Genomic DNA, 18,842 nt, shown 5'->3' with positions numbered 1-18,842 from the left:
AACCTCCACGAGGGCCCGGCGCGGCGCCGCCGGGTGCACGATCCCGCCATCCGGAATGCAGCCTCTTAACCGTCGGAACGCGTCCGACTACTCTAGGTACAGCAGCTACGGCCCGGTGCCGCCCGGGCCCCGCGCACAAGGCCGCAGGAGGTGCCGCCGCCACCATGACCGTCAGCCCACGAGGACCGAACGAACGGCTCGGCACGCTCCTGACCCTCGCCCAGATCAGCAACGCCGGACTCGCCCGCAGGGTCAACGACCTGGGCGCGCAACGCGGGCTGACGCTGCGCTACGACAAGACCTCGGTGGCCCGCTGGGTCAGCAAGGGCATGGTCCCGCAGGGGCCGGTCCCGCACCTGATCGCCACCGCGATCGGCGGCAAGCTCGGCCGGCCCGTCCCACTGGAGGAGATCGGCCTGGGCGACACCGACCCGGCGCCCGAACTCGGCCTGGCCTTCCCGCGCGACGTCGCCGACGCGGTCCGCTCCGCCACCGACCTGTTCCGGGTCGACCTCGACCTGCGCCGGGGACCCGGCGGGGGCCGCTGGAGCGACAGCCTGACCGGCACCTTCTCGGTCGCCGCGTACGCGACGCCCGTCTCCCGCTGGCTGATCAACCCGGCGGACGGCTCGGTGGCGCGGGAGGTGCCGCGCTCGCCGAGCGAGAGCTCCTCCTACCGGGTCGGCCAGTCGGACGCCGCCAAGCTCCGCGAGGCCGCCCAGGAGGCCCGCCGCTGGGACTCCAAGTACGGTGGCGGGGACTGGCGTTCGTCGATGGTGCCGGAGTGCCTGCGGGTGGAGGCGGCGCCGCTGCTGCTGGCCTCGTACAGCGACGCGGTCGGCCGGGCGCTGTTCGGCGCGACGGCCGAACTGACCAGGCTGGCCGGGTGGATGGCCTTCGACACCGGGCAGCACGAGGCCGCACAGCGCTACTACATCCAGGCCCTGCGACTCGCCCGGGCCGCCGCCGACGTGCCGCTCGGCGGGTACGTGCTCGCCTCGATGAGCCTGCAGGCCGGCTACCGGGGCTTCGCCGAGGAGGCCGTCGACCTCTCCCAGGCCGCGCTGGAGCGCAACCGGGGCCTGGCCACCGCCCGGACCATGAGCTTCTTCCACCTGGTGGAGGCAAGGGCCCAGGCCAAGGCCCGCAATGCGGCGGCGTGTGCGACGGCGCTCGGCGCCGCGGAGAGCGCACTCGAACGAGCGCGCGCCGGGGACCCCGATCCGGCGTGGATCGACTTCTACGCCTACGACCGGCTCGCCGCCGACGCCGCCGAGTGCTTCCGCGACCTCGGTGTGCCCTCCAAGGTCCGGCAGTTCACCCGCGAGGCGCTGGCCAAGCCCACCGAGGGCTTCGTCCGCTCGCACGGCCTGCGGCTGGTGGTCTCGGCGATGGCCGAGGCGGAGGCGGGCAACCTGGACGCCGCGGTCGCCGCCGGCGAGCGCGCCGTCGAGGTGGCCGGCCGGATCTCCTCGCAGCGCAGCCGGGAGTACGTGGTGGAGATGCTGCGTCGACTGGAGCCCTTCCAGGGTGAACGCCGGGTGCGGGAGTTGACGGAGCGGGCGCGGGCGGTGATCGTCGCTCCGGCGTGAGCGGCGCGACGTCGGCGGTAAATCAGATGCACCTGCGGGAGAGGCCTCGCTAAGGTCTCTCTCGTCCAGGTGCGCAGGCAGAGGTTACTTCCACTGTTAATGGGCGGGTCGCGGGTTCGAGTCCCGTCATCGGCTTCGGGCCGGTGTAGCTCAGTTGGTAGAGCAGCTAAATGTCACCTCAGCCGACCTCGAACTCTGGACACCTATACGTGAATAGAATTCCGCACCTCCCGGTGCGACGGCAGCGGTTACTTCTGGTAGGCGCCGGTATTCCGGTGCAGCGGTTCGAGCCCGCGAAACACCGCCGCCAACCTGATCTCGGGAGGCATCGCGCTTCGGAGTGCCCGGTGCGCAGGCGGGGGTTACTTCGGATCTTGCGGTTCCGGGTTCAAGTCCCGGGCGTGCCGTGCGTGAGTGCGGCCGCTAGCTCAATTCGGTAGAGCACAAGGCATACACCTCCGCCGGCGTCGGCCGTCCAACGGTCGACATGATCTCGGGCACCCCTCACCGCGTCATGCCTCCCTCCCGTCGACACCACCGACAGACCGAGGGGGGCTGTTGCATGTCCAGGTTCAACATCCGTCAGGCCAAGGCGGGTCCGAGTTCGCCGGTGACCACGACCGGGCAGCGCGGCCGCGCCCACGAGGGCGGCGTCGGCTACGTCCGGGACCGCAAGTCCGAACTCTTCCTCCTGTCGATCGCCAACATGGTCGGCCAGGACACCTTCTACGAGCGCGGCGGCGACCGCGACGACCGCTACACCGCGCTGGTGCGCGAACTCGCCGTCGCCGACCCGGAGTGGACCCTCGGGCTGCTGCGCTGGCTACGGTACGGGGCGCAGATGCGCACCGCCGCGCTGGTCGGCGCCGCCGAGTTCACCCGGGCCCGGTTGGACGCGGGCGCCCACGGCCACTCCCGGCAGGCCGTCGACGCCGTGCTGCGGCGCGCCGACGAGCCCGGCGAGCTGCTCGCGTACTGGACCTCGCGCTACGGCCGGGCGCTGCCCAAGCCGCTCAAGCGCGGCGTCGCGGACGCGGTGCGGCGGCTGTACGACGCACGCTCGCTGCTCAAGTACGACACCGCGGCCAAGGGGTACCGCTTCGGCGACGTCCTGGAGTTGACCCACCCGACGCCGGACCCGGACAAGCCCTGGCAGGGCGCACTGTTCGGCTACGCGCTGGACCGCCGGCACCGGCCGGAGGAGGCTCTCCCGCCCGCGGCCGTCCCGCTGCTGACCGCCAACCGCGAGCTGCTCGCGCTGCCGGTCGAGGAGCGCCGGGCGACCGTGACCGCCGAGGACGGCGCCGAGCGGCTGGCCGCCGCCGGGCTGACCTGGGAGGCGCTGGCCGGTTGGCTGCAGGGCCCGCTGGACGCCGCGGCCTGGGAGGCGATCATCCCCTCCATGGGCCCGATGGCGCTGGTGCGGAACCTGCGCAACTTCGACAGGGCCGGGGTGTCGGACGCGGTCGCGGCCGGGGTGGCCCGGCGGATCTCCGATCCGGGCGAGGTGCGGCGCTCGCGCCAGTTCCCGTTCCGCTACCTGGCCGCCTACCGGCACGCGCCCTCGCTGCGGTGGGGGCACGCGCTGGAGACGGCACTCGGCCACTCGCTCGCCAACGTGCCCGAGCTGCCCGGCCGCACGCTGATCCTGGTCGACCGCTCCGGCTCGATGTTCGACCGGCCCAGCGCCCAGACCCAGCTCAACCGGGCGGACTCGGCGGCGATCTTCGGCACCGCGCTGAAGGTCCGGGCGGCCGAGGCCGATCTGGTCGAGTTCGGCACCACCAGTCGGGTGATCGAGGTCGGCCGCGGCGAGGCGGTCCTGCGCGTGCTGGATCGTTTCAGCAGCCTCGGCGGCACCAACACCGCCCAGGCCGTCCGCAGCCACTACCGGGGCCACGACCGGGTGGTCATCGTCACCGACGAGCAGACCGGCTTCGGCTACCGGGGCAGCGATCCGCTCTCCGCGATCCCGGCCGGCGTCCCGGTCTACACCTGGAACCTGGCGGGCTACGCCCAGGGCCACGGCCCCAGCGGCGGCGCCAACCGGCACACCTTCGGCGGCCTGAGCGACGCGGCCTTCCGGCTGATCCCGCTGCTGGAGGCGGGGACGAACGCCGGGTGGCCCTGGGAGGCCTAGCCGACGGGGGACGGCGGTGACGCGCGGGGCCGGGGGCCGGCGCGGCACGCCGAGACACGGCCGGGGGGACGGTGTGACGCGCGAGGTCGGGGGGCCGAGCGCGGCACACCGTGGCCGGACGAGAAGAGGGGGGAAGCGGCGGCGCCCGGGGTCGGGGGACCCGGCGCGCCGCACCGCGGCCGGCGGGGAGACCGGCCGCACGCTGCGGCGGCGGGCCCGGCAGGGCCACCGCCGCAGCGGCGGAGCCACCAGGGGGAGGCTCCGCCACACCCGGGGTGGGCGGCGACACACTGCCGCCCACCCCGGCGTGCCAGCACGTGAACGGGCGGGGGGACCAAGCAGCCGCGCGGCGGAGCCTTCACGGGCCGACCGGCGTGCGGGGAAGCGGCTCCACCCGACGGCACGACGCACTCTCGACCCCCACCCGTCCCCGTGGCAGCATCGGCGGCAGACGGGGCCGGGCGGCAGACAGGAGCGCGAAGTGGCGGGCGAGTTCGATGTCGTGGTCGTGGGTGGCGGGATCGTCGGGCTGGCCACGGCCCATGCGCTGACCCTGGCCGACCCCGGTCTGCGGATCGCCGTACTGGAGAAGGAGCCCGGCTTCGCGGCCCATCAGACCGGGCGCAACAGCGGGGTGATCCACAGCGGTGTCTACTACCGCCCCGGTTCGTACAAGGCCCGGTTCGCCGTCGCGGGCGCCGCCGAACTGGTGGCGTTCTGCCGCGAGCACGGCATCCCGTACGAGGTGACCGGCAAGCTGATCGTGGCCACCGACGCCGCCGAGCTGCCCCGGCTGTCCGCGCTGGCCGAGCGGGGGCGGGCGAACGGGATCCCGGTGGCCGAGCTGGACCGGGCCGGGATCGCCCGGCACGAGCCGGAGGTCAGCGGCCTGGCCGGACTGCACGTCGGGACGACCGGCATCTGCGACTTCCCGGCCGTCGCGACGACGTACGCCCGGCTGGCCCGGGAGGCGGGCGCCGAGCTGCGGCCCGGCACCGAGGTGCGGACGGTGGCCAGGCGGAGGGACGGCGTGACGGTCGGCACCGCCGCCGGGGAGCTGCGCGCCCGGGTGCTGGTGAACTGCGCCGGGCTGCACAGCGACCGGATCGCCCGGCTGGCCGGGGACGACCCCGGCGTGCGGATCGTGCCGTTCCGCGGCGAGTACTACGAACTGACCGAGAAGCGACGGGACTTGGTGCGCGGCCTGGTCTACCCGGTGCCCGACCCGGCCTTCCCCTTCCTCGGCGTGCACCTCACCCGGGGCGTCCACGGGGACGTCCACGTCGGCCCGAACGCGGTGCCCGCGCTGGCCCGCGAGGGCTACGACTGGCGCACCGTCCACCCGCGCGACCTGGCCGACACCCTCGCCTTCCCCGGCACCTGGCGGATCCTGCGCCGACACTGGCGCTACGAGGTCGGCGAGCTGCACCGCTCGCTGTCCAAGCGGGCGTTCACCACCGCCGTCCAGCGCCTGCTGCCCGCCGTGACCGGCGCCGACCTGGTGCCGACCACCGCCGGGGTACGGGCCCAGGCGGTGGCCCGGGACGGCTCGCTGCTGGACGACTTCGCCTTCGCCGGCTTCGACCCGGAGGACCCGCGCTCCCCGCGCCGCACCGTCCACGTGCTGAACGCCCCCTCCCCCGCCGCGACGGCCTCGCTGCCGATCGGCCGCGAGGTGGCCCGCCGGGCGCTGGCCGCGCTGGAGGCGGGCGGCTGAGCCGCTCCTGGCCGGATCGGGACGGACCGGGCGGCTGGAACCCGCGGACGAGCCGCCCGGCCGCAGCCCGGATGAGCCCCGTCACACACCCCGACGGGTGCCCCGCACGGCCCCGTAGACTCGGGTGATTGTGACTGCCACCGCCCCGATCCCCCAGCAATCGCCGTCCGCCCGGATGTCCGCCGCGCCGGCCGCCTACCCCGCGCCGATGTACCCGCACAAGGCCACCGAGGCCCAGCACCGCGAGCGGCGCGTCCGCAGCTTCCAGCCGCGCCGGGGCCGGATGACCAACGCCCAGGCGGGCGCCCTGGACCGCAGCTGGGAGGCGTACGGCATCCCGATCGACGGCAGTCCGCTGGACCTGCGGGAGCTGTTCGGCGGTCTGCCGGTCACCCTGGAGATCGGCTTCGGCATGGGCGAGACCACCGCCGCGATGGCCGCCGCCGACCCGTCGACGGGCATCCTCGCCGCCGACGTGCACACCCCGGGCCACGGCAACCTGCTCGGTCTGCTGGAGCGCGACGGTTCGCAGAACGTCCGGCTGGCCGCCGGTGACGCCGTCATCCTGCTGCGCGACATGCTGCCGGACGCCTCGCTGGCCGGACTGCGGGTCTACTTCGCCGACCCGTGGCCCAAGCCCAAGCACCACAAGCGCCGGCTGATCCAGCCGTCCTTCCTCGACCTCGTGCTGCCCCGGCTCGCCCCCGGCGCCCTGGTGCACTGCGCGACCGACTGGGAGCCGTACGCGGAGCAGATGCTCGCCGTGCTGTCCGCCTCGCCGGAGCTGGAGAACCTGCACCCGGAGGGTGACGGCACCGGCTGGCTGGAGCCCGCGGACCACCCGGACGGCAGCATCCCCGGCTACGCACCGCGTCCGGCCTGGCGACCCGTCACCAAGTTCGAACGCGCCGGGATCGCCAAGGGCCACGTGGTCCACGACCTGCTGTTCCGCCGCCGCTGAGCCCCCGGCCGCCGTTCGAACAGGCGGCGGCCGACTGAGCGGACCGTCGCGCGACCGGCGGACGGTTCGTCCCGAGTCCTCCCGACGGGCGGCTGCCGTGGCCTACCCTGTGCCGCATGGGCAGCCCGTCCGGCGGCGGGTTCCGGACGCCCGGCCGCGCCGCCGCCGACGTACCGGGGACGGCCCCGCGCACCGGCGGCACCCGGACCATCCCGGGGCCCCGGGGGCGCCGGGCCCACCGGCTGCTGCCCCGGCCGGGCGGCGCGTTACCGCCGGCCGGCTCCGTCTCTCCTGTCTCTCCCGCCGTGACGAGCGCGTCCGCGCCGCCGCCGGGTCGCGGCCGCTCGATGGCGCTCTCCTCGGTCACCGCGACCGCCGTGCTGATCCTGATCGGCTGCGGGGTGCTGATCCTGCACCTGGTGCAGCGGCAGACCGGCACGGTCGGACTGCTGGTCGGCCTGGGCCTGGCGATGGTGCCGCTGCCCTTCGTGCTCGGCGGCCTGGCCTGGCTCAACCTCACCGCCCGGGTGCCGCTGCGGCACACCGTGTTCTGCCTCGGCTGGGGCGCCTGCGCAGCCACCACGGTCGCGATCCTGGCCAACAACTGGACCGCCGACTACCTGACCGCGCACCCGGGCCGGCTCGGTGAGCTGCTCGGCGCCGGGATCGCCACCCCGCTGATCGAGGAGAGCGCCAAGGCCACCGCCCTGGTGGTGCTGCTCCTGCCGCTCGGCCAACGGCTGCGCTGCCACGGCCGCCGCACCGGGCGACCCTGCGCACCGTTGCTGCAACGGTCGCCCACGTCCCGGCGCCCCCACCCGTACGAGCGCCGCCCGGCCGGGCCGCACGCCCGGGGCCGGCTGCGGCTGCGCCCCTACCTGCGGCCGCTGCCGTACCTGTGCCCGGCCCCGCTCGCCGGGGGCACCCCGCACCGCCGCTCCCGGCCCCGCACCCTGGCCGCCGGCGTGGTGCTCGGCGGGATGACGGCCTGCGGCTTCGCCTTCGTCGAGAACGTCCTCTACCTGGGCCGGGCCTTTGCCACCGACCAGCGGAACCGGCTGGACAACATCGGCCTGGGCGACCGGCCCAGCCTGCGGGACTTCGACAGCACCGTGCAGACCTTCGTGCTGCGCGCCCTGCTCTCCCCCTTCGCCCACCCGCTGTTCACCGCGCTCACCGGGATCGGCCTGGCCGTCGCCCTGACCACCGGGCGGCGCTGGCTGGCCCGGCTGGCCGCGCCGGCCGGGCTGCTGCTGGCGATGGTGCTGCACGGCGCCTGGAACGCCGCGGCCGACCTGGGGACGGACGGGTTCCTGGTGGTCTACGGGGTGCTGATGGTGCCCTGCTTCGCGGCGCTGGTCTGTTTCGCGGCCTGGGCGAGATCCCGGGCGGCCCGGCATGGCTCGCGGCGCGGGCGGCGGGTGGCCGGGGCGGCCTGAGAGCCCTGCTCGGCGCCACCGGCGGAGGCGCCCGAAGAACCGATTTCCCATCTCGGCGACTTCCACGTATTGTTGTGTTCACCGACGCGGGGTGGAGCAGCTCGGTAGCTCGCTGGGCTCATAACCCAGAGGTCGCAGGTTCAAATCCTGTCCCCGCTACTCAGTAGCAGAAAGGCCCGGAGGATTCTTCCTCCGGGCCTTTCGCGTTCCCGGGTACGGGCAGAGCACGTTCCTGCCACGAACCTGTAACAGGGGCCGGATCCAAGATCTGCTGTCCGAGGCCTCCCCCATACTGCTGAGGAAAAATTCATCCAGTTGGGGGCGGCAGGGCCGTGCCCCGGGACAGGAACCACCTCATGCTGTCGAAGCGCCTGGTCAGCACCGCCGCGATCTGCCTTCTGCTCGGAGCGGGCACCGCCGCCTGCGGCGACAACAAGGACAAGTCCGCGGACAAGGCCGCCGCGCCCGCGACCGCCGCCGCGACCACCGCCGCCGCGACTCCGACCGCTACGCCGACGCCGACCCCGACCGCCCCGACGCTGGACACCGACAAGCTGACCGCGCAGGAGATCGAGAAGCAGGCCAAGGACGCGCTGGCCGCCACCACCGCCCTCAGGATGTCCGGCACCATTGCCGACCAGGACGGCAACATGGACATGGACCTGGCCATGGACAACAAGGGCCAGTGCAAGGGCACCATGTCCCTGCCGGGCATGGGCAAGATCGAGATCATCAACGACGGCAAGGCCTCCTACATCAAGGGGGACAGCGCCTTCTGGACGGCCGTCGGCGGCAAGGACGGCGGCAAGGCCGCCGAGCTCTTCAAGGGTCGTTACCTGACCGGGTTCGACAGCGACCCGAAGATGAAGATGATGACCAGCTTCTGCAACCTCACCGACTTCAGCAAGCAGATCGCCGACGGCAAGACCAAGAAGGCCGAGAAGGGCACTCCGGGCAACATCAACGGCCTGAAGACCTTCAGCCTCAAGGTCACCGACGACTCGGGCGAGCTGTCGACGCTCCACATCGCCACCGAGGGCAAGCCCTACCCGGTCCAGATCGAGACGGACTCGGCCAAGGACGGCAAGACCACGATCAACCTCACCGACTTCGACAAGCCACTGACCGTCCAGGCCCCGCCGGCCGACAACACGATCGACTTCTCGAAGTTCAAGGACCAGATCAAGACCGCCTGAGCAACGGCCGCGAATAATCCGTTGCCCTTCCGCCGGTGGGCTGCCTACAGTGGCGGCACACTGAAAGGAGGTGATCCTGAATTGAGTTCCATCAGGATGCGTGAGGTGGCTGCTCGCTAGAGCCGCCCCTGCCTGCGCAGGGTTAGGCCCTGAGGCCTCCGGCAGGCGAAATCCATAGCAGTCACCCGGCCCGCGGGCTCACCGGTACATCCCCGGTGCCTCGGCGCCAGGCCAGTGCACGGGCCGGCGTCGGGGAGCAGCCCGCGGGTCGTCTGCGTTTCCGGGCACGCACCGGCCCCGTCGTAGCCGGGCCGCCCCCGGGCCGTTCCCGTGGTGGGGCCGCGGCGCTAGAGTCGGCGCGGCCCCACCACGGGAACGACGGGGCGCAGCGGCGCGGACACTGGGGGTGGGCGATGGCGAAGGCACGACGGGTCGGCACGTCGGCGCTGCGGACGGCGCAGCGGGCGGCCGCCGGGGTGCTCGGCGGGACGGGACTGCTCGGGCTGCTGCTGTTCGCACTCGGCCGGGAGCACGCCTGGCAGGCGCTCGGCGGCGGGCTGGTGGTGGCCGGGGCCTCGACGGTGGTCGGCGGTGCGCTGGGCTTCCTGTTCGGGGTGCCCCGGGTGAAGAGCGGCTCCGGCGAGCCGCAGGGCTCGTACGCGCCGAACACCAACCTGGAGCAGGTGTCGGACTGGCTGACCAAGGTGCTGCTGGGCGTCGGGCTGACCCAGCTCGGTTCGCTCGGTGAGCGACTGCACCAGCTCGGTACGGCACTGGCCCCCGCGCTCGGCGGGGAGGACGCGGCGGTGCCGTTCGCGGCCGCGCTGGTGCTGTACTTCCTGGTCCTCGGCTTCCTGGCCGGCTGGCTGGTGACCCGGCTCGCGCTGCCGCAGGTGCTGACCGACGCGGACCAGGCGCTGGACCTCTTCCTGGCCGGGCAGGACCGCGACCGGCACGGCGACAAGGTGGGCGCGGACGACCTGCGGGTGCGCGCGATGCAGCACCTCGGGCTGCTCGGCGGCAGTGCCGAGCAGCCGGCGGCGCTGGCCGCGCAGTTGCCGCCGTCCTCGGGCTCCCCCGCCGGGCCGGAGGGCGTGGTCGCCGAGGTCCGCTCCACCGCGAGGCGCTCGGCGCTGACCGTCGACCAGGTGCGGGACCTCTTCGCGGACGGCTCCGAGGGCCGCCGGATCCAGGCGCTCGCGCTGATGCAGGGCGACCCGTCGCTGGCGGACCTGCCGAGCGTGCTGGACGCGATCGAGCACCCGCGCTCGGGCTTCGAGCAGTACCACGCGCTGCTGGCCGCCCGGGGCCTGCTCTCCCGGCTGCCCGGCACCGAGGCGCAGCGGCTGCGGGACTCGGTGGCGGCGCAGTTGGTCGACCCGCGGGGGATTCCGTACGGGTCGGACCGCAGTTGGCTGGCGGAGAAGATCCTGTCCCGGCTGCAGGTGGCGGCACTCGTCCCGGCGCAGGCTTCGCCGCCTTCGTCGGCGGCCCGGCCGGCTCCGCCGGTACCGTCGGCGCCGTCGGCACCGCCCGTTCCGCCGGCCGGTGACGACTCCTAGACGGTGAAGCGCAGTTCGGGCTGCTCCCAGGGGGTCTTGGCCTGCGGCGGGCGGGTGCCGGTGCGCTCGGCGCCCAGCTGCCGGTAGAAGCCCTCGGCGGGCGGGTGCGAGACGACCTTGACCGCCGCGATCCCGGACTCGCGGGCGCGGTCGAGCATGTCGGTGATCAAGTGCCGCCCGATGCCGAGCCCTTGGGCCTCGTCCGCGACGAACATCAGGTCCAGCTCGGCCGGTTCGCGGATCAGCGCGTAGAAGCCGAGCAGCCGGTCGTCATCGGTCACGGCCATCCGGACCTCGTGGCGCTCCACGTAGTCGGGCGTCACGACGTAGCCGTCGATCATCGCGAAGTACGCGCCGCGGTAGGCGCTGGAGGCCTGGATCAGCGCGGTGAGCCGGTCGGCGTCGGCCGGCCCGGCGGGCCGGGTCGTGGTCTCGCTCATGCGAGCGAGTATAGGACCGAACCGGGCTAGTGGCTATTACCGACCCGGCTGTCGCCGAGCTCCCGGCGGCGGTGGTCGGCGGCCCGCAGCACCAGCACCCGGCGGGTGCGGCCGTCCCCGCGGGGGACGCGGCGGACCTCGCTGGATATCCGGTGCTCGCCGAGCGCGTACCGCAGCCGGTCGAGGTGCCCGCAGCGGCGCCCGTACCCGTCGCACAGCGGCTGGACGCGGACCTCGCCGTCCGCGGCGGTGACCCGGACCAGCTCGGCCAGTGCCGCCAACTGGCACTCGGGGCCGAACAGTTCGGGGTAGGCGAAGAGCAGATAGCCGCTCAGGGTGAGGGCGAAGGCGCCGTCCGCGAAGGGCAGTCGGGGCAGCGCGGCGGCCACGTACCGCTGCGGGTGGGCGGCCGAGTCGACGGTGAACAGCCGGCGGGCGCGGTCCCAGCTGCGCAGGTAGCGCTCCGACCGGCAGCGGCCGGTCGCCGGGTACAGGTGCGGGCGGGCCGCCATCGCGGCGGCCATCGAGTCCCGGGCCGCCAGGGCGTGGTCCGCCACCTCGGGCAGCGGCAGGGCGTACGCCGGGTCGGCGGCGATCACCCGGCAGCCCAGCTCGCGCGCCTCGGCGGCCAGGCCCGCCGCGCCGCCGGGGCAGTCCAGCACCGGCCCGGGCAGGGCGGCGAGCAGGGCGCGGGTGAGGCCGAACATCGCGCAGTACTCGTCCAGCGGACGGGAGGTGATCAGGATGTCGGGGTTCGGCGCGGAGGTCCGTGCGGCGGCCACCCGGCCATCCGAACACGGGCCGGCCCCGACCGCATCCGGAGCGCGGGCGGGGCCTCGAACGGTGGACCGGGCCTGGGCGGGTTCAGCGCCCGAGCAGGCCCAGGGCGGCAACCCGGTTGACGTTGGTCAGGCCGCGGACCAGCCGCGCGGTGAGGAAGACCAGCAGCACCCCGACCATCGAGAACGCGGCGATCTGCCAGGGGCCCTCGACGTAGTGGACGTGCCGGACGTGGTGGCTGTCGGTGAAGTCGAACAGCTGGTAGCCGCGCCAGGGGGTGTAGGTCGGGAAGACCCACTGGTAGAGCGGGTAGAGCGCCATCACCCAGCCGAGCAGCAGGAACGTCAGCGTCACCGCGAAGCTGAACACCGCCCACGGGAACATCACCACCTGGTACAGCACGGCCTTCCAGCCCGCCGCATCCGCCAGCCGCGCGGTGATCCCGCCCCAGTTGCCCGGGCGGACCGGCCGCACCGGCGCCGGGCCGGGCACGTCCAGGCCGAGCATGCCGCGCACCCGGGCCCGCTCCGCCCGGCCCAGGCCGCGGGCGATGTTGGTCAGGCCGGCCAGCACCGGCAGGCCGAGGACGGTGACGACGGTGCTGAGGCCGAAGCAGAACAGGGTGATCGCGACGGTGAAGCCGGCGATCGCCACCGGCAGGCCGGTGAGCACGTAGCCGATCTCGCGGTAGTAGTGCGCGGAGAACGGCGCCCGCCAGAAGGCCGGCGGCCGCTCGGTGCGGCGGGCCCGGGCGGTGTGCGGGCCGTCGTCGCCGTAGCCACCGTGGACGTCCCACTCCTGGTCCAGCATGCTTCGGCTGCTGCTCATCTCCGGCCCCGGCCCCTCGTTCTCGCGGTCGTTCGTACTCCCTGACACCCCATAGTCTGGCCGAGCCGCAGCTCAGGGGGCATCCGGGGGACCGGCGGATCGGGGGTGGGGTTAACCCCCGGCCGGGTCCGCTTCCGGGGTCAGGACGGCACCGAAGGGCCGGGCCACTCGTCGACGAGCAGCGAGTACAGGTACGAGTCCGACCAGACGCCGCCCTTGTACAGGTCGTGCCGCACCCGCCCCTCCAGCTGGAAGCCGAGCCTGGTGAGCACCTTGGCGGAGGCCGTGTTGTCCACGTCGACCCGGGCGGCCAGCCGGTGCAGCCCGAGCGGGCCGAAGGCGAACTCGCAGAGCAGCCCGGCGATCTCGCCCGCGTAGCCGCGGCCCCACACCCCGCGGCTCAGTACGTAACCGAGGTAAGCGGAGCGGTACTTGCCGAGGGTGAGGCTGGCGTGCGCGATCGGCGGCGCGTCCGCCGGGTCCGCGGCGTCCTCCCGCCGGACGACGGCGAGGCGGTAGGTGTCCCGCTCCCCGGCCATCGCCTCCTCCAGGTACAGCTCGATCTGGTCGGCGCAGGTCTCCCGGTCGCGCGGCTCGAAGGGGAGGTAGCGGGTCACCTCCGGGTCGCTGTACAGCGCGTGCAGCGCGTCCACTTCCTCCGGGGTGTGGTGGTACTCGCGGATGGCGAGCCTGGGGCCGGTGAGGCGTACGGGGACCATGGCTGCCGACCCTACCTCCGTCCGACGACTACCGTTCGGAACATGAACGACGAAGACCTGCGGCTCGCCCCGCGCACCAGGGCCGCCGACCTGCTCGACTGGGCGGCCGAGCAGGACCGCGCGCCGGTGGCCGAGGAGCCGCTGCGCACGGTGCTGGCGCTGCTGGAACTGGGCGAGGGCAGGATGCACGACGGCTGGCCCGAACTGACCTCCAACGCGGTGGAGCACCTGCTGTACGAGCGGCTCCACCTCTACGTCCAACCCGCCCCGGAAGCGGACCCGCTCGCGTACGGCGACGCCGTACGGCTGCTGGTCGACCACCAGCGGGCGGCGAAGCGGCTCAACGCCAAGCGCCAGGAGCGGCTGCACGCCGAGGCCGAGTGGCAGGGCGAGGTCGCGGCCGGGCTGCTGCGCCGCGCCGACCTGGTCACCTGGCCGCGGCTGTACGCGGTGCTGCTGCACGCCCACGGGGTGGACACCACGGACGAGGCGGCGGTGCGGGACTGGCTGGCCGGCTTCGCCGGGCTGGGCGAGGAGGAGCGGCTGGCCGGGTTCGAGGCGCTGGTGCCGACCGGCTGGCTGGACGAACCGGACGAGCAGGGCTGGGGACCGGGCCGGGTGCTGTCGGTCGGCATGGCCACCGACGGCGCGCGGCGGCTGCTGGAACAGGGCCTGATGCGGCGCAGCTACCGCAACCTGGCCGAGCTGAACGCGCTGGGGCGGCCGATGCCGGACGAACTGGCCGGGGACTTCGGGGAGTTCGAGACGGCGGCGGCCGAGGTGGCGCTCGACCTGATCGGCGAGTGGACGGTGCCGGGGCTGCCGCGGCTGCTGGTGGAGGAGTTCCCGGAGCTCGCGCCGGAGCCGGGGGCGGAGGAGATCGACGCCTACCTGGCGCAGCTGCCGGCGGAGTCGGCGGAGTGAACGGCCGAGGGCCCCGGGTATCCGGGGCCCTCGGGCGTCGCGTCAGGGTCCCCGGTTCTCGTCGGGGGCTCCCGTCAGGGGTTCAGGTGGTTCCCGTCAGGGGTTGAGGCCGCGCTGCTGGAGCCAGGTCTCCGGGTCGACCGGGGCGCCGCCGCCCGGGCGGACCTCCAGGTGCAGGTGCGGGCCGGTGACGTTGCCGGTCGCGCCGACCTTGCCGATCTGCTGGCCGGAACCGACCGCGCCGGAGCCCTTGATGATCGAGGAGAGGTGGCAGTACCAGATCTCGGTGCCGTCGGGCAGGGTCTCGACGATCCGGTAGCCGTACGCGCCGGACCAGCCGGCCGAGGTGATGGTGCCCTGGCCCACCGCGTAGACCGGGGTGCCGGTGTCGGCGGCGAAGTCCAGGCCGGTGTGCAGGTGGGCCCAGTAGCGGGCGCTCTGGCCGTAGTGGGCGGAGAGGTTGTAGTCCTTCACCGGCAGGGTGAGGGCGGCGGCCTTGGCGCGCTCGGCCTCGTCGGCGGCGCGCTTGGCGTCGGCCTCCTTGGCGGCGGCCTTCGCCTCGGCCTCCTTCGCGGCCTCCAGACGGGCGCTCTCCTCGGCGGCGGTGCGCTGGCTGTCGGCCTGCTGCTGGATGCGGGCGGCGAGCGCGAGGCCCGGGTCGGCAGCGAGGGTCACCGGGGCCTCGTCCGCGGCCTCGACGGCGGGCGCGGCGGCCGGGGTGGCGGAGGCGAAACCGGTGGCGCCCAGGGTGGCGGCGACGGCGGTGACGCCGAGCAGCGGGGAGGCCCCGCGGGTCTGACGCGGCATCCGGTGGCGGTTGGCCTCGGCCTCCGGGGCGAAGTCGTCGGTGCCGAGCGACTCGGTTCCGTCCGGGCCGGGGTGGTCGAGGAGCTGGGTACCGGCTGCGGGGCCGGCCGGGTGTGCCGGGGTGTGCGTCGACGCCACGGGGGCGCGCTCCTTTCCTTCCTTCGCGCCTACCGGGTTAGCTGACGGGTTCGGAGCAGGAAGGTCTCCTACGGCCGGGCCGGGGCCCCGCCGATTCACCCCAAGGAACGTGGTTCCCCGGCTCCCTGACCTGCCCGGAGGCCGGTCGGCGGGATTAGGCGACGGCGCACGGTGCCGTCTGGGTACGGCATTGACGACCGCGCTGCGTTATCAAACGTTAATCCTAGGAGGCCCTGATTCCAAGCCATCCGTCCGGGACGACCGGGGAGCAGGCGGTCGGACGCCGACGAACGAACCGTCATTCGCCTGGCCCATCTGAGTACTCCTACTCATGTGCGGCCCGGCCGCGCTCCCGCATCCTGACGGCATGAGCGCACCGATGCAGTCACGCACCACGGCCGCGTACTTCGTCCAGGCCGTCCTCTCGTTCGCGATCTCCGGCTCGACCCTCGCCGTCGGGGTCGCCTGCCTGCCCGTCGGCGGGTGGACCAGGGCCTTCCTCGGGATCGGCCTGCTCTACACCGTCACCTCCGCCTTCACGCTGGCCAAGGTGATCCGGGACCGGCAGGAGTCCTCGGACACTGTCGCCCGGGTCGACCAGGCCCGACTGGAGAAGCTGCTCAGCGAGCACGACCCGTTCCGGGTCGAGGGGGCCTGAGCCGTTCCCGGGACACCGGGGAAAGGGGTTGACGGCTACGGCTATTAGCCATAGCTTTATGGCTATCGGCAGCACCGACCCCGTGGAGGACCACCGTGAACGGCACCATCACCCCGAGCACCCAGTACCTCGACGTCCCCGGCGGCCGGATCGCCTTCGACGACACCCGGCAGGGCGACGGCACCCCCGTCGTCCTGCTCCCCGGAATGCTCGACAGCCGCCGCGCCTACCGGCACCTGCACCCGCTGCTCACCGCCGCCGGGCGCCGGGTCATCACCATGGACGTGCGCGGCTTCGGCGAGTCCTCGATCGTCTGGGACGACTACAGCCCGGCCGCCGTCGCCACCGACGCCCTCGCCCTGCTCGACCACCTCGGCATCGAGCGGGCCGTCCTGGTCGGGCAGTCCTACACCGGGGCGACCGTGGTCAAGCTCGCCGGGGACGCGCCCCAGCGGGTCGCCGGAATCGCGCTGATCGACGCTTTCGTCGAGCACCGGGCCAACGCCCTGATGCGCGGCGTGATGGCCGTCATGGGCAGCGCGATGGTCCACTGGCCGGCCGTCTGGGGCTTCTACCTGCGCAAGATGGCCTTCCCCGGCCCCCGACCCGCCGACCTCGACACCTACGTGGCCGGGCTGGTCGCCGACCTGCGCACCCCCGGACGCAAGACCGCCACCCGCGGACACGTCACCGGGGACTCCGCGCCGATCGGCTGGTGCGCGGCCGTCCGCTGCCCCTCGCTCGTCCTGATGGGCAGCAAGGACCCCGACTTCCCGGACCCGGCGGCCGTCGCCGAGCGGCAGGCCACGGCGCTGGGCACCCGGAAGGTGATGATCAAGGGGTCCGGCCACTACCCGATGGCCGACAACCCGCAGGCCGTCGCGGACGCCCTGCTGCCCTTCCTCGCCGAGCTCGCCTGAGCCCGCTGAGCCCACCGAACCGCAGCCGTACGGAGAAACCGAACCCATGCCCCGAGTAGGACTGACCCCGGACCAGGTCGTCGACCACGCCCTCGCCCTCATCGACGAGCAGGGCGCCGAGGCCCTCACCCTGGCCTCCGTCGCCGCCCGCGCGGGAGTCGCCACCCCCTCCCTCTACAAGCACGTCAGCGGAGGCCTGACCGAACTGCGCCGGCTGATCGCCGTCCGGGTCACCGAGGAACTGGCCGACCGGCTCGCCGAGGCCGCGGTCGGCCGCAGCGGCGACGACGCCGTCACGACCGTTCTTCGCGCCTACCAGGCCTACGCCACCGAACACCCGCACCGCTACACCGCCCTCCCCCAAGCCCCCCAACCCGACGACGACCTCACCCGCGCGGCCACCCGCCTCGTCGGCGTCATCATCGCCGTCCTCCGCTCCTACGGCCTCGACGGCCCCGAGGCCATCCACGCCGCCCGCACCGTCCGCTCCCTCGCCCACGGCTTCGCCTCCCTCTCCATCACCGGCGCCTTCCAACTCGCCGAAGACCTCACCACCACCCACGACCGCCTCGTCACCACCCTCACCACCGGCCTCCGCACCTGGCCGAAGGCGGAGGAAGAGGAGTAGGAAGTCGGGCCCGCCGACTTCTGGCGCAGGGCGGCCGGCAGTCGGGAGGGCCGGGCTCTGGTGCGGGGCGGGTGGGGGTTGGGAGGTTGGTGGGGGTGGACGGGCTAGTGTGGCGGGCTGACTGGTGGTCATGACAGGGGACCGCCCACGCTTGGCGGAGGTCCCGATGCCCGCACTGATGGCGAGGGTGCGGCGGTGGTACGGGCGGCTGCTGGACGGGGACATACGGGCGGGGCGGGTGGCGCTGGGGGTGCTGCTCGGGGTGACGGTGGTGCTGGGGGTGCTGCCGATCCTGATGCCGTACGGGTGGCCGCCGTCGGCGTTGGTACTGCCGGTGGTGGGTGGCGGGCTGGTGCTGCGGCGGGGGCAACTGCTGGTGCTGGTGTGCGCGGCGCTGGCGGGCAGCGGGCTCGGGGCGGCGGTGCAGGACCCGCGCGGGGTGCGGCTGGGGGTGACGGTGGTGCTGGCCGCGACGGGGGCGACGGTGCTGACGGCGAACCGGTTCCGGCACCGGCTGGGGCTGCGCGGCACCCAGGGCGACACGATGCTGCTGGAGCTGGCCGAGCACAACCGGACGCTGGCCCGCCTTCCGGAGCGGCTGCTGGACTGGCACTTCGACAGCGAGCTGGCCCCGGCCGGTGACGCCTCCTTCTCCGGGGACTTCCTGCTCTGCGCCCACCGCCCGGAGGAGGACCTGCTGGAACTGGTGCTGGTGGACGTGTCGGGCAAGGGCAGTCGGGCGGCCGCCCGGTCGACCCACTTGTCGGGCGCCTTCGCGATGCTGCTGGGCCGGGTACCGCCGGACGCGTTCCTGCCCGCCGCCAACGACCACCTGGTCCGGATGGGCTGGGAGGACGACTTCGCCACCGCCGTCCACCTGGCGCTGCACCCGGCGACCGGCCGTTACCGGCTGTTCAACGCGGGCCATCCGCCGCCCGTGCGGTACTGCCGGAGGAACGGCTGGCAGCCCTCCGAGCACGGCGGCCCGGCGCTGGGCCTGGTGCCGGGCGCGCCGTACCCGCCGGTGTCCGGGCGGCTGGGGTACGGCGACTCGCTGCTGCTGTTCAGCGACGGCCTGGTGGAGGTGCCGGGCCGGGACCTGGACGAGGGGGTGGGCCGGCTGCTGGCCGCCGCCGAGCCGGAGGTGCGCACGCACCGGCCGCAGCAGCAGCTGGTCCGGGGCGCGGCGAGCAGACTGGTGCGCACCGTCGCGCAGGACGTCGCGGACGACCGCACCCTGGTGCTGGTGCGGCGGCTCGGTACGGCCGGTCCGTCCGGTCCGGCCGTGACCGGTTGAGCCGCACGGCGCCGCAAGAGACAGCGCCGGCCCCGGCCGGACGACGCGGCGCCGCTGCTCCCGCACCGGACCCCGTCCGTTCCGCAACGCCGTGCA

The 18,842-nt window shown here is 74.0% G+C and carries 17 protein-coding genes, 1 tRNA gene and 1 riboswitch; of the genes, 13 read left to right on the top strand and 5 right to left on the bottom strand.

The genetic code is table 11. The features are described 5' to 3' along the window. The first annotated feature begins 164 nt into the window (after window positions 1-164). The 8 genes from ACIRYZ_RS30265 to ACIRYZ_RS30230 all read left to right on the top strand — a co-directional run bounded on the left by ACIRYZ_RS30265 (window position 165) and on the right by ACIRYZ_RS30230 (window position 10,607). Window positions 165-1,592, top strand: coding sequence for an MFS transporter (locus ACIRYZ_RS30265; protein ID WP_387630986.1), 1,428 nt, complete (start codon window positions 165-167; stop codon window positions 1,590-1,592). 562 nt (window positions 1,593-2,154) lie between these two features. Then, window positions 2,155-3,732, top strand: a complete 1,578-nt coding sequence (locus tag ACIRYZ_RS30260) for a TROVE domain-containing protein (protein ID WP_402950238.1) — start codon at window positions 2,155-2,157, stop codon at window positions 3,730-3,732. 481 nt (window positions 3,733-4,213) lie between these two features. Further along, complete coding sequence (gene lhgO / locus ACIRYZ_RS30255; protein ID WP_402950235.1) at window positions 4,214-5,449, top strand: L-2-hydroxyglutarate oxidase; 1,236 nt, start codon at window positions 4,214-4,216, stop codon at window positions 5,447-5,449. Between the two features lie 175 nt (window positions 5,450-5,624). Then, the gene (trmB, locus tag ACIRYZ_RS30250) at window positions 5,625-6,410 is read left to right on the top strand and encodes a tRNA (guanosine(46)-N7)-methyltransferase TrmB (RefSeq protein ID WP_402950266.1); all 786 of its coding nucleotides are present in this window, start codon (window positions 5,625-5,627) and stop codon (window positions 6,408-6,410) included. A 116-nt stretch (window positions 6,411-6,526) separates the two neighbouring features. Next, window positions 6,527-7,849 carry a PrsW family intramembrane metalloprotease gene (locus ACIRYZ_RS30245; protein WP_402950232.1) on the top strand — a complete coding sequence of 441 codons (1,323 nt, stop codon included), beginning with the start codon at window positions 6,527-6,529 and terminating at the stop codon, window positions 7,847-7,849. Window positions 7,850-7,934: 85 nt separating this feature from the next. After that, window positions 7,935-8,008 (top strand) — tRNA-Met (locus ACIRYZ_RS30240). 197 nt (window positions 8,009-8,205) lie between these two features. After that, window positions 8,206-9,045, top strand: a complete 840-nt coding sequence (locus tag ACIRYZ_RS30235; protein ID WP_402950229.1) for a hypothetical protein — start codon at window positions 8,206-8,208, stop codon at window positions 9,043-9,045. A 413-nt stretch (window positions 9,046-9,458) separates the two neighbouring features. Then, complete coding sequence (locus ACIRYZ_RS30230) at window positions 9,459-10,607, top strand: hypothetical protein (RefSeq protein ID WP_402950226.1); 1,149 nt, start codon at window positions 9,459-9,461, stop codon at window positions 10,605-10,607. Here the strand turns inward: ACIRYZ_RS30230 and ACIRYZ_RS30225 are convergent. The 4 genes from ACIRYZ_RS30225 to ACIRYZ_RS30210 form a co-directional block, all read right to left on the bottom strand. Then, on the bottom strand, window positions 10,604-11,047 hold the full coding sequence (locus tag ACIRYZ_RS30225; RefSeq protein WP_402950223.1) for a GNAT family N-acetyltransferase: 444 nt from the start codon (window positions 11,045-11,047) through the stop codon (window positions 10,604-10,606). The two genes, ACIRYZ_RS30230 and ACIRYZ_RS30225, sit on opposite strands and share 4 nt — an antisense overlap. Window positions 11,048-11,073: 26 nt before the next feature. Further along, the gene (locus tag ACIRYZ_RS30220; RefSeq protein ID WP_402950221.1) at window positions 11,074-11,829 is read right to left on the bottom strand and encodes a hypothetical protein; all 756 of its coding nucleotides are present in this window, start codon (window positions 11,827-11,829) and stop codon (window positions 11,074-11,076) included. An 82-nt stretch (window positions 11,830-11,911) separates the two neighbouring features. Beyond that, complete coding sequence (locus ACIRYZ_RS30215) at window positions 11,912-12,655, bottom strand: sensor domain-containing protein (RefSeq protein ID WP_402950218.1); 744 nt, start codon at window positions 12,653-12,655, stop codon at window positions 11,912-11,914. A 140-nt stretch (window positions 12,656-12,795) separates the two neighbouring features. Further along, on the bottom strand, window positions 12,796-13,374 hold the full coding sequence (locus ACIRYZ_RS30210; RefSeq protein WP_402950215.1) for a GNAT family N-acetyltransferase: 579 nt from the start codon (window positions 13,372-13,374) through the stop codon (window positions 12,796-12,798). Between the two features lie 42 nt (window positions 13,375-13,416). Here ACIRYZ_RS30210 and ACIRYZ_RS30205 point away from each other — a divergent pair, with 42 nt between their 5' ends. Continuing rightward, on the top strand, window positions 13,417-14,298 hold the full coding sequence (locus ACIRYZ_RS30205; RefSeq protein ID WP_402950212.1) for a hypothetical protein: 882 nt from the start codon (window positions 13,417-13,419) through the stop codon (window positions 14,296-14,298). Between the two features lie 96 nt (window positions 14,299-14,394). Here ACIRYZ_RS30205 and ACIRYZ_RS30200 read toward each other — a convergent pair whose 3' ends face one another. Continuing rightward, window positions 14,395-15,243, bottom strand: a complete 849-nt coding sequence (locus ACIRYZ_RS30200; RefSeq protein WP_393037822.1) for a M23 family metallopeptidase — start codon at window positions 15,241-15,243, stop codon at window positions 14,395-14,397. A 12-nt stretch (window positions 15,244-15,255) separates the two neighbouring features. Further along, window positions 15,256-15,414: riboswitch (cyclic di-AMP (ydaO/yuaA leader) on the bottom strand. Between the two features lie 196 nt (window positions 15,415-15,610). On the opposite strand from ACIRYZ_RS30200, the gene ACIRYZ_RS30195 reads away from it, so the two are divergent. The 4 genes from ACIRYZ_RS30195 to ACIRYZ_RS30180 all read left to right on the top strand — a co-directional run bounded on the left by ACIRYZ_RS30195 (window position 15,611) and on the right by ACIRYZ_RS30180 (window position 18,746). Then, window positions 15,611-15,901, top strand: coding sequence for a YiaA/YiaB family inner membrane protein (locus ACIRYZ_RS30195; protein WP_402950209.1), 291 nt, complete (start codon window positions 15,611-15,613; stop codon window positions 15,899-15,901). A gap of 95 nt (window positions 15,902-15,996) precedes the next feature. Next, on the top strand, window positions 15,997-16,821 hold the full coding sequence (locus ACIRYZ_RS30190; RefSeq protein ID WP_402950206.1) for an alpha/beta fold hydrolase: 825 nt from the start codon (window positions 15,997-15,999) through the stop codon (window positions 16,819-16,821). A gap of 46 nt (window positions 16,822-16,867) precedes the next feature. Next, window positions 16,868-17,449 (top strand): TetR/AcrR family transcriptional regulator, encoded by a 582-nt coding sequence (locus ACIRYZ_RS30185; RefSeq protein ID WP_402950203.1) that lies wholly within the window; start codon window positions 16,868-16,870, stop codon window positions 17,447-17,449. A 166-nt stretch (window positions 17,450-17,615) separates the two neighbouring features. After that, on the top strand, window positions 17,616-18,746 hold the full coding sequence (locus ACIRYZ_RS30180; RefSeq protein ID WP_402950200.1) for a PP2C family protein-serine/threonine phosphatase: 1,131 nt from the start codon (window positions 17,616-17,618) through the stop codon (window positions 18,744-18,746). Window positions 18,747-18,842 lie beyond the last annotated feature (96 nt).

The sequence above is a fragment of the Kitasatospora sp. NPDC101155 genome, assembly GCF_044768305.1.
Taxonomy (GTDB): Bacteria; Actinomycetota; Actinomycetes; order Streptomycetales; family Streptomycetaceae; genus Kitasatospora.
The sequence above is the reverse complement of the archived record's forward strand: the minus strand, read 5'-3'. Positions and strand labels throughout refer to the sequence as shown.

Bases quoted from the DNA above. Each gene is read 5' to 3' on its own strand.
- ACIRYZ_RS30230 (WP_402950226.1), top strand. From the start codon at position 9,459: ATGGCGAAGGCACGACGGGTCGGCACGTCGGCGCTGCGGACGGCGCAG.
- ACIRYZ_RS30205 (WP_402950212.1), top strand. From the start codon at position 13,417: ATGAACGACGAAGACCTGCGGCTCGCCCCGCGCACCAGGGCCGCCGAC.
- trmB (WP_402950266.1), top strand. From the start codon at position 5,625: ATGTCCGCCGCGCCGGCCGCCTACCCCGCGCCGATGTACCCGCACAAG.
- ACIRYZ_RS30260 (WP_402950238.1), top strand. From the start codon at position 2,155: ATGTCCAGGTTCAACATCCGTCAGGCCAAGGCGGGTCCGAGTTCGCCG.
- ACIRYZ_RS30195 (WP_402950209.1), top strand. From the start codon at position 15,611: ATGAGCGCACCGATGCAGTCACGCACCACGGCCGCGTACTTCGTCCAG.
- ACIRYZ_RS30180 (WP_402950200.1), top strand. From the start codon at position 17,616: ATGCCCGCACTGATGGCGAGGGTGCGGCGGTGGTACGGGCGGCTGCTG.
- ACIRYZ_RS30185 (WP_402950203.1), top strand. From the start codon at position 16,868: ATGCCCCGAGTAGGACTGACCCCGGACCAGGTCGTCGACCACGCCCTC.
- ACIRYZ_RS30210 (WP_402950215.1), bottom strand. From the start codon at position 13,374: ATGGTCCCCGTACGCCTCACCGGCCCCAGGCTCGCCATCCGCGAGTAC.
- ACIRYZ_RS30225 (WP_402950223.1), bottom strand. From the start codon at position 11,047: ATGAGCGAGACCACGACCCGGCCCGCCGGGCCGGCCGACGCCGACCGG.
- ACIRYZ_RS30245 (WP_402950232.1), top strand. From the start codon at position 6,527: ATGGGCAGCCCGTCCGGCGGCGGGTTCCGGACGCCCGGCCGCGCCGCC.
- ACIRYZ_RS30215 (WP_402950218.1), bottom strand. From the start codon at position 12,655: ATGAGCAGCAGCCGAAGCATGCTGGACCAGGAGTGGGACGTCCACGGT.
- ACIRYZ_RS30265 (WP_387630986.1), top strand. From the start codon at position 165: ATGACCGTCAGCCCACGAGGACCGAACGAACGGCTCGGCACGCTCCTG.
- ACIRYZ_RS30235 (WP_402950229.1), top strand. From the start codon at position 8,206: ATGCTGTCGAAGCGCCTGGTCAGCACCGCCGCGATCTGCCTTCTGCTC.